Origin of the sequence: Bradyrhizobium sp. 197, from assembly GCF_023073375.1 — a bacterium.
Classification (GTDB): domain Bacteria; phylum Pseudomonadota; class Alphaproteobacteria; order Rhizobiales; family Xanthobacteraceae; genus Bradyrhizobium.
Genome location: NZ_JADPJJ010000165.1, coordinates 57,483 through 71,792 on the forward strand (window position 1 = coordinate 57,483; position 14,310 = coordinate 71,792).

General features: G+C 64.2%; 13 protein-coding genes. 7 read left to right on the plus strand and 6 right to left on the minus strand.

Annotated elements, in window-relative coordinates:
* Positions 1–21 precede the first annotated feature (21 nt).
* Positions 22–1,107, plus strand: a complete 1,086-nt coding sequence (gene tilS / locus IVB27_RS36475; protein WP_247447493.1) for a tRNA lysidine(34) synthetase TilS — start codon at positions 22–24, stop codon at positions 1,105–1,107.
* Positions 1,108–1,387: 280 nt separating this feature from the next.
* A complete protein-coding gene (ftsH, locus tag IVB27_RS36480) occupies positions 1,388–3,310 on the plus strand; it encodes an ATP-dependent zinc metalloprotease FtsH (RefSeq protein ID WP_247343042.1) in 1,923 nt (640 codons plus the stop codon).
* A 333-nt stretch (positions 3,311–3,643) separates the two neighbouring features.
* Here ftsH and IVB27_RS36485 read toward each other — a convergent pair whose 3' ends face one another.
* Together IVB27_RS36485 and IVB27_RS36490 are read right to left on the minus strand one after the other, a co-directional pair.
* On the minus strand, positions 3,644–4,750 hold the full coding sequence (locus tag IVB27_RS36485; protein ID WP_247343044.1) for an acyltransferase family protein: 1,107 nt from the start codon (positions 4,748–4,750) through the stop codon (positions 3,644–3,646).
* A 322-nt stretch (positions 4,751–5,072) separates the two neighbouring features.
* Positions 5,073–6,563, minus strand: a complete 1,491-nt coding sequence (locus IVB27_RS36490; protein ID WP_247447494.1) for a hypothetical protein — start codon at positions 6,561–6,563, stop codon at positions 5,073–5,075.
* A 380-nt stretch (positions 6,564–6,943) separates the two neighbouring features.
* Here IVB27_RS36490 and IVB27_RS36495 point away from each other — a divergent pair, with 380 nt between their 5' ends.
* The gene (locus tag IVB27_RS36495) at positions 6,944–7,108 is read left to right on the plus strand and encodes a Flp family type IVb pilin (protein WP_247343049.1); all 165 of its coding nucleotides are present in this window, start codon (positions 6,944–6,946) and stop codon (positions 7,106–7,108) included.
* Between the two features lie 232 nt (positions 7,109–7,340).
* On the opposite strand, the gene IVB27_RS36500 is transcribed toward IVB27_RS36495, so the two are convergent.
* The gene (locus tag IVB27_RS36500) at positions 7,341–8,324 is read right to left on the minus strand and encodes a phosphatase PAP2 family protein (RefSeq protein WP_247447495.1); all 984 of its coding nucleotides are present in this window, start codon (positions 8,322–8,324) and stop codon (positions 7,341–7,343) included.
* Complete coding sequence (locus tag IVB27_RS36505; protein ID WP_247447496.1) at positions 8,279–8,596, minus strand: hypothetical protein; 318 nt, start codon at positions 8,594–8,596, stop codon at positions 8,279–8,281. The genes IVB27_RS36500 and IVB27_RS36505 overlap by 46 nt, the downstream gene beginning before the upstream one ends.
* Between IVB27_RS36505 and IVB27_RS36510 the strand changes: the two genes are divergently transcribed.
* On the plus strand, positions 8,595–9,275 hold the full coding sequence (locus IVB27_RS36510; RefSeq protein WP_247343058.1) for a TetR family transcriptional regulator: 681 nt from the start codon (positions 8,595–8,597) through the stop codon (positions 9,273–9,275). The genes IVB27_RS36505 and IVB27_RS36510 overlap by 2 nt on opposite strands.
* 151 nt (positions 9,276–9,426) lie before the next feature.
* On the opposite strand, the gene pyk is transcribed toward IVB27_RS36510, so the two are convergent.
* Positions 9,427–10,863: a pyruvate kinase gene (gene pyk / locus IVB27_RS36515; protein WP_247343062.1), complete on the minus strand. Its 1,437-nt coding sequence runs from the start codon at positions 10,861–10,863 to the stop codon at positions 9,427–9,429.
* On the minus strand, positions 10,860–11,453 hold the full coding sequence (locus IVB27_RS36520) for a DUF1036 domain-containing protein (protein WP_247343064.1): 594 nt from the start codon (positions 11,451–11,453) through the stop codon (positions 10,860–10,862). Before IVB27_RS36520 ends, pyk begins: the two co-directional genes overlap by 4 nt.
* A gap of 179 nt (positions 11,454–11,632) precedes the next feature.
* On the opposite strand from IVB27_RS36520, the gene IVB27_RS36525 reads away from it, so the two are divergent.
* The 3 genes from IVB27_RS36525 to IVB27_RS36535 all read left to right on the plus strand — a co-directional run bounded on the left by IVB27_RS36525 (position 11,633) and on the right by IVB27_RS36535 (position 14,299).
* The gene (locus IVB27_RS36525) at positions 11,633–11,935 is read left to right on the plus strand and encodes a DUF1244 domain-containing protein (RefSeq protein ID WP_247343067.1); all 303 of its coding nucleotides are present in this window, start codon (positions 11,633–11,635) and stop codon (positions 11,933–11,935) included.
* Positions 11,936–12,146: 211 nt separating this feature from the next.
* On the plus strand, positions 12,147–12,419 hold the full coding sequence (locus tag IVB27_RS36530; protein ID WP_247343070.1) for a DUF2312 domain-containing protein: 273 nt from the start codon (positions 12,147–12,149) through the stop codon (positions 12,417–12,419).
* Between the two features lie 116 nt (positions 12,420–12,535).
* Positions 12,536–14,299 carry an adenylate/guanylate cyclase domain-containing protein gene (locus IVB27_RS36535; protein WP_247343074.1) on the plus strand — a complete coding sequence of 588 codons (1,764 nt, stop codon included), beginning with the start codon at positions 12,536–12,538 and terminating at the stop codon, positions 14,297–14,299.
* Positions 14,300–14,310: the final 11 nt, after the last annotated feature.

The following is a 14,310-nucleotide window of genomic DNA, read 5'->3' on the forward strand; positions in this document are numbered from 1 at the left end:
TCCGCGGACGGTTGCAGCGCCATGTCAGACGACGACAACTCTCCGATCTCGGCGCGCGAGGCGAAGCGGTTCTTCGCCGGCCTGAAAAGCGCGCCGGCGCTGGTGCTCGCGGTCTCCGGCGGGCCCGACTCGGTCGCGCTGATGTGGCTTGCGGCGCGCTGGCAGCGCAGCCTTGTGCGCGGCCCGCTTCTCACCGTCGTCACCATCGACCACGGCCTGCGGCCGGAGGCGGCGCGCGAGGCGCGCGAGGTCAAGCGGCTGGCCGCCGGGCTCGGCTTGCCGCACCGGACCCTGCGCTGGCGCGGCGCCAAGCCGAAAACGGGATTGCCGGCCGCTGCGCGCGAAGCCCGCTACCGCCTGCTTGCGCGGGCCGCGCGTGCCGCCGGTGCGAGCCATGTGCTGACCGCCCACACTCGCGACGACCAGGCCGAGACCCTGTTGATGCGTCTCGTCCGCGGCAGCGGACTTGCTGGGCTGTCGGCGATGGCCCGTCTCACGGAGCGCGACGGCGTCGTCCTTGCGCGCCCGCTGCTCGATGTCCCGAAGTCGCAGCTGATCGCGACCTTGAAGCGGGCAAAGATCGGCTTTGCCGACGATCCCACCAACCGCGACACCGGCTTCACTCGTCCGCGGCTGCGCGCGCTGCTGCCGCAGCTTGCCGCCGAGGGCGGCGATGCCCGCACTCTGGTTCGGCTCGCAGGCAGGCTGGCGCGGGCCAATGCGGCGGTCGAGGTGATGGTCGACGGTGCCGAGCGCTTCCTTCAACTCCGGGCGCGCGGCGATGCGCCGCAGGCGGTCGGTCGAAGCTTCGAAGCATCGCGCTTTGCCCTCCTGCCGGAGGAGGTCCGGCTGCGGCTACTGCTGCGGGCGGTCAATGCCTTCGGTCATGAAGGGCCGGCGGAACTCGGCAAGGTCGAAACCCTGATGGCCGCGCTCGATCAGGCCATCGCTGCAGGGGGTGTGGCTGCAGGGCGTATGGCGGCAGGGCGCGCGGCTGCAAATGGCCGGCCGGTGCTGAAGCAGACCCTTGCGGGAGCCTTGATCAGCCTTGCCGGGGGGCGTATCCACATCGCGCCGGCGCCGGCCCGGCGGCGCAAAGGGAGCTAAGCCGCGGCCCATGACACCGGGCGTTTCGGCAGCGCGGCGTCAGGTCACCTTAACCAGGCGGGAAAAACCCCTGTCCGGCCGCCATTATTTCAGCGGGAATCGCTCTAAGATGGGATAAATAGTCCCATCTCGTTCCCTTGGCAGCGACCGGGGCGGCACCTAAATTGTATGCATCAAACGAAGAGGATTCCTTGGGGATTTCCTCGCACTGCCCAAATAGCTACCCCAAGATACCGCCCAAGGATCAGGCCGCGATCCGCGCGACCACGAAGGAAGATCGATGAACGCCAATCTGCGCAATTTCGCCCTCTGGGTCATCATTGTCTTGCTGCTGTTGGCGTTGTTCACGCTCTTCCAAAATCCGGGTCAGCGCGCCTCCTCGCAGGACATCGCCTTCTCCCAGCTCTTGAGCGAGGTTGACCGCGGCAATGTGCGCGACGTCGTGATCCAGGGGCCGGACATTCACGGCACCTTCACCAACGGCTCGAGCTTCCAGACCTATGCGCCGAGCGATCCGACGCTGGTGAAGCGCCTCTATGACAGCAAGGTGCAGATCACCGCGAAGCCGCCCGGTGACAACGTGCCGTGGTTCGTCTCGTTGCTGGTGTCCTGGTTGCCCTTCATCGCGCTGATCGGCGTGTGGATCTTCCTGTCGCGGCAGATGCAGGGCGGCGCCGGCAAGGCGATGGGCTTCGGCAAGTCGCGTGCAAAAATGCTGACTGAAGCGCATGGCCGCGTCACCTTCGAGGACGTCGCCGGCGTCGACGAAGCCAAGCAGGACCTGCAGGAGATCGTCGAATTCCTGCGCGACCCCGGCAAATTCCAGCGCCTCGGCGGCCGCATTCCGCGCGGCGTGCTGCTGGTCGGCCCTCCCGGCACCGGCAAGACCCTGATCGCACGTGCGGTCGCGGGCGAAGCCAACGTGCCGTTCTTCACCATTTCGGGTTCTGACTTCGTCGAGATGTTCGTCGGCGTCGGCGCAAGCCGCGTCCGCGATATGTTCGAGCAGGCGAAGAAGAACGCGCCGTGCATCATCTTCATCGACGAAATCGACGCCGTCGGTCGTCACCGCGGCGCCGGCCTCGGCGGCGGCAATGACGAGCGCGAGCAGACGCTGAACCAATTGCTGGTCGAGATGGACGGTTTCGAGGCGAACGAGGGCGTGATCCTGATCGCCGCAACCAACCGTCCCGACGTGCTCGATCCCGCGCTGCTGCGTCCCGGCCGCTTCGACCGTCAGGTCGTGGTGCCCAATCCCGACGTCGTCGGCCGCGAGCAGATCCTCAAGGTTCACGTCCGCAAGGTGCCCCTGGCGCCGGATATCAACCTCAAGACCATCGCGCGCGGCACCCCGGGTTTCTCCGGCGCCGACCTGATGAACCTCGTCAACGAAGCCGCGCTCACCGCAGCCCGCCGCAACAAGCGGATGGTGACGCAGTCCGAGTTCGAGGAAGCCAAGGACAAGGTGATGATGGGCGCCGAGCGCAAGTCGCTCGTCATGACCGAGGAAGAGAAGCTGCTGACGGCCTATCACGAAGGCGGCCACGCCATCGTCGGCCTCAACGTGGTCGCGACCGACCCGATCCACAAGGCGACCATCATTCCGCGCGGTCGTGCGCTGGGCATGGTCATGCAGCTGCCCGAGCGCGACAAGCTGTCGATGTCGCTGGAGCAGATGACCTCGCGCCTTGCCATCATGATGGGTGGACGCGTCGCCGAAGAGCTGATCTTCGGCCGCGAGAAGGTGACTTCGGGTGCATCGTCCGACATCGAGCAGGCGACGCGTCTGGCGCGCATGATGGTGACGCGCTGGGGCCTGTCCGAGGCGCTCGGCACCGTGTCCTATGGCGAGAACCAGGACGAGGTTTTCCTGGGCATGTCGGTGTCGCGCACCCAGAACGCATCGGAAGCGACGGTTCAGAAGATCGACAACGAGATCCGGCGTTTCGTCGAAGAGGGCTACAACGAAGCGACGCGTATTCTCACCGAGAAGCGCGCCGATCTCGAAGCTCTCGCCAAGGGCCTGCTCGAGTTCGAGACGCTCTCCGGCGATGAGATCATCGACCTGCTCAAGGGCAAGAAGCCGAACCGCGAGTCCGTGCTCGAGCCGACCACGCCGCGCGCCTCCGCCGTGCCGCCTGCCGGCAAGCCCCGCCCGCGGCCCGATCCGGATCCCGGCCTGGAGCCGCAGCCGCAGGCGTAATCGCGAACGGCAGAATGAATTGAAAAACGCGGCGGCAACGCCGCGTTTTTTGCTGGGCGCCGACACGTTTGTGGGCGCTCGCAATGGCGATGTTATCCAGTTGCGCTCGAAACTCAGGTCTCGTGTCCTGGCCGCAGCGCGGCCGGACACGAGAGGACGCGTATCGTCACCACACTCCGTCATTGCGAGCGAGGGCGCCAAACATTGTCAGACTGCCTTGTCCTCGATCAGCAGCGGGCAATGCATGTATGCCCGGCCATGAGCGAAACAATTCGAGTTCTAGACTAGGCAGCGCTGTCAACCTGATGCGCTACCGCCGGGCGTGGCGGCCAATTAGACCGGCCGGGGTAACCTGCGCCAAAACCCAACAATTGAAATCCGCGAAAGAACCGCCGCCTCAAATCGTTCGAGCTGGTCTCTGAGCCGAAGTGCATGTTTCTCGACGAGGTGCCAGGAAGCGACTGCGACGCCAAAGGCAATCGGCAGGCTGATCAGGACGTTCAGATACCAGTACTGAACCGATGGGCCAACCGTTGCAACGCACTGCTGGATGACAAATCCGTAGAGATACATTCCGTAAGAGTAATCGCCGGACGACACGATCCAGCTTCGCCGCGGATTCATGAGTCCCAGATAACACGCGACATAGGCAGCGGGCACGACAAAAATCGCGTCGCCGCGTCCGCCGGCCATTCCGGCGGCGCAAAGCACAAGCGCAAACAGGCACGCCGCCCGGTTGAACGGTACCTTGTCGCGCCAGAGGTAGAAGCCAACACCTAAAAGGAAAGAGAACACAAGAAGGTGCGGGCGAAGGTGAATGAACAGTTCGTCCGAATGGTAGATATCGTAGCAGACGAGCCCGATCTGGGCGAACACCAGGAACCCGAGGTATAGCACCCTATTGAAGCAAATCGTGGTCGCGGCAAGAAGCGCTAGGATGGCGTAGCACCACAGCTCATACGGCACCGTCCAAAGCTGAGCATTCACCAGATCGGGGGCTGGATTGTGAAGAAATACGCCCGGGAGTTCAAAGTGCATGTCGCCGACGACGTTGAGAAAATAGACATGGAATCTCGAGTCCGCAAAGTATTGGGCCAAGGGTATCGCGGTGAATATCGGGCCGATGATGACGGCCGAGAGCGTCGTCTCGACCACGAGTGCGGGCGCAATGCGAAGCACGCGCAGGCCGATAAACGAAAGCAGGCTCTTGCACCTCAACAAGCTGGCCGTTACCAAAAACCCGCTCAAGGTGAAGAAGAGCGCAAGGATCATTGCGTTTACCGTGCGAAAATGGCCCACTATCTCCATCGCCCGACCGAGCCCAAGAGTGACGTTCGCGCTGTGCAGGCAGATAACGGCCGCCGCCAGCGCAATCCGCATGTAGTCGAAACCTGCGGGCCGATTGCGCGAAAGAGCCAGCTGATCAGCGAGGCTGAACATGATTGCGTTTCCCAGAGACACCTACGTCTCCCGAAACTATCGAATAGTGAACTAAGGCCGTGTAAACGGCGGACGTTGCAATTTCGGCGCGCCCAACGCGGGGCATCGCGCATTTCGCGCGGTACATTCCAGCCATCATCGGAAGCGCCGGTTAAGGTTATTTGTTTGATCAAATAATTCGTCGAATTTTGCCAGACGGTCAACTCCACGAGGCGACGGGCGCATGAATCGAAGCGCAGCGGTGTCAATTGGCTCGCAAGGCCGCTTCACGCTTGGAAGCTGACATCTCATTGTAATACGTACATGGCCTACCGTCCCGTCCTCACCTCGACGGCGTCGCCATTGCATCTTTCGCATCATCCCGCACGTGAATCACCGCGATATTGTCCGCATAGAGCCGCTTCCAGCCCTTGATGTGATCGAGCACTTGCGCTGCGGGCGAGTCCGCGGTCAGCAGGGTGGCGTCGATCCGGTGGTCCTCGAGCAGCCGCGTCAGATTGTCGAGCTTCTTGAGCTCCACGGCCTTGAGGAAATCCATGACGAAGGTTTCGCCGTAGAGCTCGGCGCGGCCGTCGATGAAGACCGGGATGTCGCGGGAGATCAGATAGCCGCCGAACTGGTTGGCGTTGAAGATGCGCTGGGCTTTTCGTTGCTCGAGCAGGTCAACGGCGGCAACCGGTGTCTGGTCCATCGTGAAGGTGAAGCGGTGATGCGACATGTAGAGCGACGTCGAGGTCCAGCCGGCGGCCACGATCATCAGCGCGGCCGTTGCGGTGACATAGCGGGCGGCCCAGCTCTCGCTGCCTTGCGTGCCAGGCCGCGGCAGCGCGGATCGTTCGCCGAGCGGCTTGGCCAGCACCAGCGGCACCAGGAAGGCAAAGGCCTCGATGCTCCTGGCATGGGTGAGCGCCATCCAGGTCAGGAGCAGGATCAGAACAATGCGCGGCGGCGAGAGCGTCAGGCCGCGATACAGCCCGATCGCGATCAGGCCGAACAGCGCGCCTTCGAATGCGTTGAAGGATGCGAAGCTCGCGGGCGACCATTCCGAGATGAGCGTCAGCAGCTCGCCGAGATTGAGGATGTTGGTCGCGCCGAGCAATGTACGCCAGCCGTAGGGGGTGACGCAGCTTGCAGCGAGTGCCGCAACGCCGAACAGGAACCAGCGCGACAGCAGCCTGACCTGCTTGCCGGAGTCCATGCCCCAGAGCGCCACGAACGACATCGGGCCGATCAGCGCCAGGCCCAGCACGAAGCCGCCATGCAGGTTCGACCACAGCGACATCAGCGGCAGCCAGTACCATGACGGCACGTCCTTGCGGTCGGCCGCGGTCATCAATATGCCGACCCACGCGATCATTACGGGCAGCGCCAGCATGTGCGGCCGCGCCAGGATGTGATGTAGCGACACCACGACCGCGAACATCGCGAACAGGACCGCGCGCGGAATTTCCAGATCGGCCTCGAGCAGATCGACCAGGATTGCCGCCGACAATGCGACCGCAAGCGCGGTGAGGATCACCGGGCCGGCCCAGCCCCATTGCGCATAGGAGAGGGCGAACAGCACCTGCGACAGCCATGAGGTCGAAACCCAGGGCATCCCCGGCCGGGTGAAGGAATAGAAATCCGTGTAGGGAAGCGCGTGGTGATCGAGGATCCATTGCCCGATCTTGATCTGCCAGAACGAGTCGGAATCCTGAAGCAGCGTGTCGCCGAAATATACGAAGAACAGATAGGCGCCCGCGCCGACGCACAGCGGCACCAGGGCCCGCGCACGACTCTGCGTCGCGATGCTGTTGGCAAAGGAAAGCGACATGCCGCCTCGTCGTCCTGTTGTTCTTGTCGAGTTGCGGGAGGAGATGAGGATGAACCGTCGCGCTTAAGGTTGTTGTTGAGCATGATCCGGAAAACCGCTTCACGGCTTTCCGGATCATGCTCGGGCGGACATTGGACCACGGCGGTCATAACTTCGGGTAAACCGGCGGTGCCAAGCCGGTTTCATGTCTCGATAATTTAACGGATTTTTTTGGATTTCGGTTTACCATCGGCGAATCCACGCAAACCGCTCGGTGTTTCCGCAGTCGAATTAACTGCGGCGCAATTTTTTGCCACTACGTTCGGTTCCATGGTCGGGCGGCGCTGGGAAGCCGAAAAGACCGGATCAGTTGTAGCCTCGTGTACCTTTTTGGAGCAGTCATGAAGAACCTCGTTGCGCGTTTCCTGAACGATGAATCCGGCGCCACCGCCATTGAATACGGTCTGATCGCCGCCGGCATCGCGCTGGCGATCATCACGGTCGTCAACAACCTCGGCAGCACGCTGAACACCAAATTCACCTCGATCTCGACCAGCCTCAAGTAAGGCCGGACGAACCGGGAATCTTAGAGAGCCCCGTCCTCGACGGGGCTCTTTTCATTTGGACGATGATTTTCGTCTCTTGCAGTCCGTGCAGTTGTAGGCTGGCAAGGCATCTGCCGCAGCTCGAAGAACGCAAGACGGAAGCGTGTCCGCCGTCGAGAATATCGGATACTGAGGGTTGCTGGTGGCACGGCGCTACGCGCCTTTGCGAAATCCTGCCGCAACTTGCCGCCTGTCATTCCGCGAGGCTGGTCTGCCAGACCGGCGACGGAGCAGGCGCGACAGACGTTCGCGACGCCCGGCCGTGCCATTGCAGATAGAACTTCGCCGCCCAGATCGACGCTGCGGCGACCGCGATGCCGCCAGCGACGTCGATGATGTAATGCGCGCCGATCACCGGCGTCGCTGCAATCATCAGGAGATTGAGCGCGGCCGCGATGCCGCCGAGGCCGCGCACCGGCCACAGCGCCCACATGTAGAGCACGGCCGATGCGGCGTGGAAGCTCGGAAACGAGACGATGCCGGAGAGGAAGAACAGCCGGAGTTCGTGCAGGCTGTCGTCGCGAAGTGCGAGGATGTCGCGCAACTGTCCGGCATAGACCACCGTGCTGATCTCGGGGAAATGCGCAGCGGACAGTTGCAGTCCCCAATAGGTGCCGATCGCGGGCACGACGGCGGAGATCGCGATGGTGATCGCGAGCGCGAGGCTCATCGCCAGCATGAACAACTGCAGCCGCACATAGCGCGCCGTCAGCGCCAGCACGATGGGGACGCCGAGCAGCGGCAATTTGATCAGCCCGTATCCGCGAGCGAGCACGTCCGCGAGCCAGGGATGGTCGTTGACGTATCGCGCGATCGGTTCGGGATCGAGGCCGAGCGCACGGTCGATCGCAAGCAGCGCCTGGTCCTGCAGCGGCCAGTTCAGTTTGCCCGCGACGTAGCTGAGCGGTCCGACGATGGCGCAGGTGAGAATGATCTGTCCGATCGTGCCGAGCGAAAACAGCAGCTTCGGGTCGGCAAGCTCGCCTTTGACGATGCGGTGGCCATAGGCCAGCGCGAGCAGGACCGCAGCGACCGCCAGCGTCACGCCGTAGGCGACAGGCTCGAGGCTCAGGCCAGTCAAGGGGAGGCCGAATGCCAGCAGGCTGCCCATGGCTACGATGGGAAGCCAGTTCAGGTGGAAGAGCTGCCAGGCGGTCCGGGCGTCCGTGTCGACCATGCTGCACCGAGGTGGGATCGCAGTACCGCAGCACAGTCGCGGAGCAGGTTTAAGATGGCGGTAACGTTCGTGGTTACCCCTTCGCCAAACCGGTTGGCGACGTTTTTAGCTGTTTTGAGCTTTTCGCTTTTTTCGCGCGACGCTTCATGCATTTGCACCTTGTCATGCAGTTTGAATAGTTGTTCAGTCCTTGCGGGGCGATTTGCGGCATCAGTGACGAAGCGTTCGGCCGCAGGGCGTGCGGCTGGCGTGTGGGACAGGAAGCGCGCCATGGTTTATCGGCGGACGCATCAAGTAGTGAAGCGCCTTGCGGCAAGGCGCAGTGCGATACTGGCGGCGGCGCGGGAGGCGGCGGCGGAAGGCGGGATGGCGGCGGTGCAGATTGCGCCGGTCGCGATTCGCGCCAGCGTCGCTGCGGGTACGGTCTACCGCTACTTCCCCTCCAAGGCCGAGCTGATCTCCGAATTGATCGCCGAGGTCTCGCGCGACGAGCTCGCGGCGATCCGCCGGGCGGCCGATGCCGCGCCGGGGCCGTCCTCGGCGCTGGCCGCGGCGGTGACCACCGTGGCGGTCCATACCCTGTCGCAGCGCAGGCTGGCCTGGGGTATCCTGGCCGAACCGGTGGATGTCGATGTCAGCGCCTCGCGCCTCGCCAGCCGGCGGGAGATTGCGGGCGAGATGGCCTCGCGGATCGACGCCGCCGTGCGTGCGGGCCACCTGCCGGCGCAGGATACAGGCCTCGCCGCTACTGCGCTGCTCGGCGCGCTGCACGAGGCTCTGGTCGGACCGCTCGCGCCGGATAATCTCGAAGATCCCGCCAGGATGCGCGATGCCGTGCAGACGGTGACGCTGCTGGCGCTGCGCGCGGTCGGCGTCATGGACGCCCGCGCCAGGGGTCTCGTGGTGCAGCAGACGCTGCTACCGACGGCGAAAGCGCTGGTTGGGGCGTAAAACGTCCGCCTGATCGCCGTGGGGACCTGATCGCGCTCAAGCCGTTGTCCCGGCACGTTTTTTCGCGGATCCCCAGCACATCCGCCGGACCGGCCGGCTTACTGTGCATGGGGTTGTTTTCGACTTTTTTGTTGGCCCTGTGCTGGCGGACCTAGATATCCGCTTCGCCCTCGGGGCCGACCGAGGCGATGCGCACCATGTTGGTGGTGCCGGGGATGCCGAGCGGCACGCCGGCGACGATGAGCACGCGCTGGCCGGCGCGGACGAAGCCGTCCCGAAACGCGATCTGGCCGGCGCGGTTCACCATGTCGTCCTGGTCGCGCGCGTCTTCCGCCACCACGCAATGCACACCCCAGACGACGGCGAGCCGGCGTCCAGCGGAAATGTTCGGCGTGATCGCCACGATCGGCGGCTTCGGCCGCTCTCGTGCCACGCGCGAAGCAGTCGAGCCTGAGCTGGTCCAGCAGATCAGCGCCGGCAGGTCGAGCGTCTCGGCGATCTGCCGCGCGGCGTCCGCGATGGCATCGCCGGCGGTGGATTCCGGAGCGGGGCGCTGTGCGGTGATGACGGAGCGATAGATCGGGTCGCGCTCGACCTCCTCGCCGATGCGGTTCATGGTCGAGACGGCCTCGACCGGGAATTTGCCGGCCGCCGACTCCGCCGACAGCATGATGGCGTCCGCGCCTTCGTAGACGGCAGTGGCGACGTCGGAGACTTCAGCGCGGGTCGGCACCGGCGACTGGATCATTGATTCCAGCATCTGGGTCGCGATCACCACCGGCTTGCCGGCGCGCCGCGCCATGCGCGTCATCTGCTTCTGCAGGCCCGGCACGCGCTCCAGCGGCAGCTCGACACCGAGGTCGCCGCGCGCCACCATCAGCGCGTCGGAGGCGTCGATGATGTCGGCGAGGCGATCGATCGCCTGCGGCTTCTCGATCTTGGCCATCACCGCGGCGCGGCCGCGGATCATTTTCTTGGCCTCGATCACGTCGTCGGCGCGCTGCACGAAGGACAGCGCGATCCAGTCGACGCCGGTGACCAGCGCCGCCTCGAGGTCGGCGCGGTCCTTCGGCGTCATCGCCGAGACCGGCAGGTCGGTGTCGGGCAGGCTGACGCCCTTGCGGTCGGACATCCGGCCGCCGACCACGACGCGGGTCACCGCGTGCTCCTTCGAGGTCTCCTCGGCGATCAGCCGCACCTTGCCGTCGTCGAGCAGCAGCGAATGGCCCGGCCGCAGCGCAGCCAGGATCTCCGGATGCGGAAGCTGGACGCGGGTGGCGTCGCCCGGCGTCTTGTCGGAATCCAGCGTGAAGGCCTGGCCGTTCTGGAGCTGGACCGCGCCTTCGGCGAAGGCGCCGAGCCGAAGCTTCGGCCCCTGGAGGTCGACCAGGATGCCGATCGGCCGGCCATAGCTGCTCTCGACGTTGCGGATCGTCGCCACCAGCTCCCGCATCTTGTCATGCGGGGTGTGGCTCATGTTGATGCGGAAAAGGTCGGCGCCGGCCTCGAACAGGCGGCGGATCATCGCGAGGTCCGAAGACGCGGGTCCCAGGGTCGCGAGTATCTTGATACGGCGAAGACGCCTCATGGCTTATTTCCAGACGGGGGCGAGAGAGCTGGCGGGAGGCCAGGCGCGGCGGGGGGCGTACCACCGGGCGGGCCATTGGGCAAACCCGGAACCCCCGGGCCAACCGGCCCGGGCAGGCCGGGCACACGCTGCTGTTTTGACGGCTGCTCGTTGGTGTCGGTGAGCTGCACCGTCCAGGCGCGCTGCTCGCCGGTATCGACCTCGAAATAGCCGGTCCGGTCATAGCCGCGCGCGAGGCAATCGTCGGTGCCGCGGATGGTGAATTCCTTGTCGCGCGAGCACATGAAGGCTTGGCCCGACCATTCGCCGCCGCGGTCATAGTCGATGGCGTAGATGTAATAGAAACGGGCGACCAGCGTTCCCCGCAGCAGGGTCTCGCAGGAGCGGGACGAGATGTTCCACCAGCCTTCGGTGGTCCAGCCCTCGGCATCCTTGTAGCCCAGCGCGATGCCGACCCGGCTCGACGTGTTGTTGCAGAGCCGGAAATCGGCGGAGGCCGGGCTGGCGCAGAGGCACAGCAGGGCAACCACCAGCACCGGGACCAACCGGGCGAGCAGGTGAAGAGGGGAGCGGGGAGATTCGGCGATCATTGTCGCGGAAGCTATATCAGATCATTGACGATTTGGCGTAGGGCCCCGGGAACGGCCCGAAGCCAGCTTGGCGCCCGTTTGCGCCGCGATATGGCAAAATCTGTGACAGGGCCCACCTGATCTCGTAAGGGTGACCCCATCCGGGTCAGAGCCAATTCGCAAGCCGAGGGGATCCAGCCATGGCAATCGACGACAAAACCAGAACGGAGCTCGAGGCCGCCGCTTTCCGGCGCCTGGTCGATCATTTGAAGACGCGGACGGACGTCCAGAACATCGACTTGATGAATCTCGCGGGCTTCTGCCGCAACTGCCTGTCTAACTGGCTCAAGGACGCCGCCGACGCCCAAGGCGTCGCCTTGAGCAAGGACGAGAGCCGGGAAGCCGTCTACGGCATGCCCTACGAGACCTGGAAGTCGAAATACCAGGGCGGGGCCACGCCCGAGCAACTCGAGGCCATGAAGAAGGTTCATCCTGGGCACTGAACGGCCGCGTCCTCGGCCGGGCCGACACGCCGCCCCTGAGTCGCATCACACAACAGCTTTCTTCGATACGCCGCAGGAAGGTGTGGGCGCGCTGTGGACGAGCGCGATGCTGCCTTGAACGCGAGAGGTACGGACCCTAAGGGTCTAACCAGCACGCGCGGTGAGGATGCCGGCGTCACCTCGTTTTGCCAGTTCCATTTGGAGTACCAAGATGGCCACCACCGCCGCCGTCCGCGACGACGAACCCGCGACGAAATTTGCCAAGGACCAGCTCAAATCCATCATCGAGCGCATCGAGCGGCTGGAGGAAGAGAAGAAGGCGATCTCCGACGACATCCGCGACGTCTATGCCGAGAGCAAGGGCAATGGCTACGACGTCAAGGCACTGCGCGCCATCGTGCGGATGCGCAAGCAGGACCCGAACGAGCGCGCCGAGGCCGAGACGATCCTTGAGACCTACATGCAGGCGCTGGGGATGATCTGAGCCGATGAGGCCGCGGCGCCACCAGTCGGGGTACCTCGTCCCGCCCCAATTTGCAGCGCACCCAGCTTGGGCAAAATCCGCTCGTCTGCTAGAGTGCTCGGCGAAGGGACCGAGCAATGGATGTGCCTGGACCTGAGCGCAGACTCGCAGCGGTCCTCGCGGCTGACATGGTCGGCTTTAGTCGGCTCATGGAGGTGGACGAGGCTGGTACGCTCGCACGCCTCAAGACCCACCGGATCGAGCTCATCGATCCGGCCATTGCCAAAAATCACGGCCGCATCATCAAAACGACGGGCGACGGCATGCTCGTCGAATTCCATAGCGTCGTCGACGCCGTGCTGTGCGCTGCTGAGATTCAGAGCCGGATGGGGCGACGCAATGCCGACGTCCCGCCGCCGCGATGGATGCAATTCCGCATCGGTATCAATCTGGGCGACGTGATCGTCGACCAGAACGACATTTTCGGCGACGGCGTCAACGTCGCGGCACGGTTGGAGGCACTGGCCGAGCCCGGAGGTATCTGCATCTCGAGCGCGGTGCGCGACCAGCTCGGCCTGCGCCTTGATGGTGTTGCATTCGAGGATATCGGCGAGCAGAACGTCAAGAACATCGTCCGTCCAATCCGCGTCTACCGGATTCGACTGGAGAGTCCGGCAAGCGCATCAGACGGCACGAAGGGCACTGCAAAGGCGACGGACAAGTCGAAGAAGCCATCCATTGCCGTGCTGCCCTTCGCCAACATGAGTGGCGACCCGGAGCAGGAGTTCTTTGCGGATGGTCTGACCGAAGACATCATTACCGAGCTTTCACGCTTCCACGACCTGTTGGTGATCTCCCGCAACTCGACCTTCGTGTACAAGGGCAAGGCGGTCAAGGTGCAGGACGTCGGCCGCGAATTCGGCGTCGATTATGTCATCGAGGGCAGTGTGCGAAAGGCCGGAGGTCGCGTCCGCGTCACCGTGCAGCTGATCGATGCGGAAACCGACCGGCACATTTGGGCCGAACGCTACGACGGCGAGCTCATGGACATCTTCGCCATCCAGGACGAGATGACCCGGGCGATCGCCGCCACGTTGCCCGGCCGCGTCGAGGCGGCGACGCACGATCGGGCGAATCGCAAGCCCACGGACAACATGGCGGCTTATGAATGCGTGCTGGCCGCCAAGGTCTTACACCATCGCTCCAATCGCGAAGACAATGCGCGGGCGCAACTTCTGCTCGACCGGGCGCTCGAACTCGATGCAAACTATGCTCACGCACACGCGTGGAAAGCGTGCGTCCTGGGCCAGACTTGGGTCTATAGCTGGTGCGCGGATCGCGACGCCACCTTCCAACAGGTGGCTTCAGAGCTGGAGACCGCGCTGGGCCTCGACGACAATGACAGCGACGTTCACCGCATCCTCGCGGCGCTCAATCTGAACCGCGACGACCATGACAGGGCCACCTACCATCAGGAGCGGGCGCTCGCGCTCAACCCGAACTACGATCTTGTGGTGGTGCAGCAGGGCGAACTGCTGACCTGGCTGGGCCGGCCTGAAGAGGGCATCGACTGGATCAAGAAGGCGATGCGGCTCAACCCGTATCACCCGGAACGCTTCTGGAGCCATCTCGGGCGCGCCTATTATTGTGCCGAGAAATACGCCGAAGCCGCCGAGGCCTTCTCACGGATCACACGCCCCGATCACACCCATCACGCGTTCCTTGCGGGGATCTTCGCGCAAATGGGCAACGCGATTGCTGCTGGCGCGCACGCGGTCGAAGTTCTCAAGCGTGAACCGGCATTTTCGGTGGCCAATCATCTCTCTACCCAGCATTATAAGCGAGACGTTGATCGTCAGCGCTATCAGGCGGGCCTTCTCCGGGCAGGCCTGCCGGCTTGATCTGGGGCACA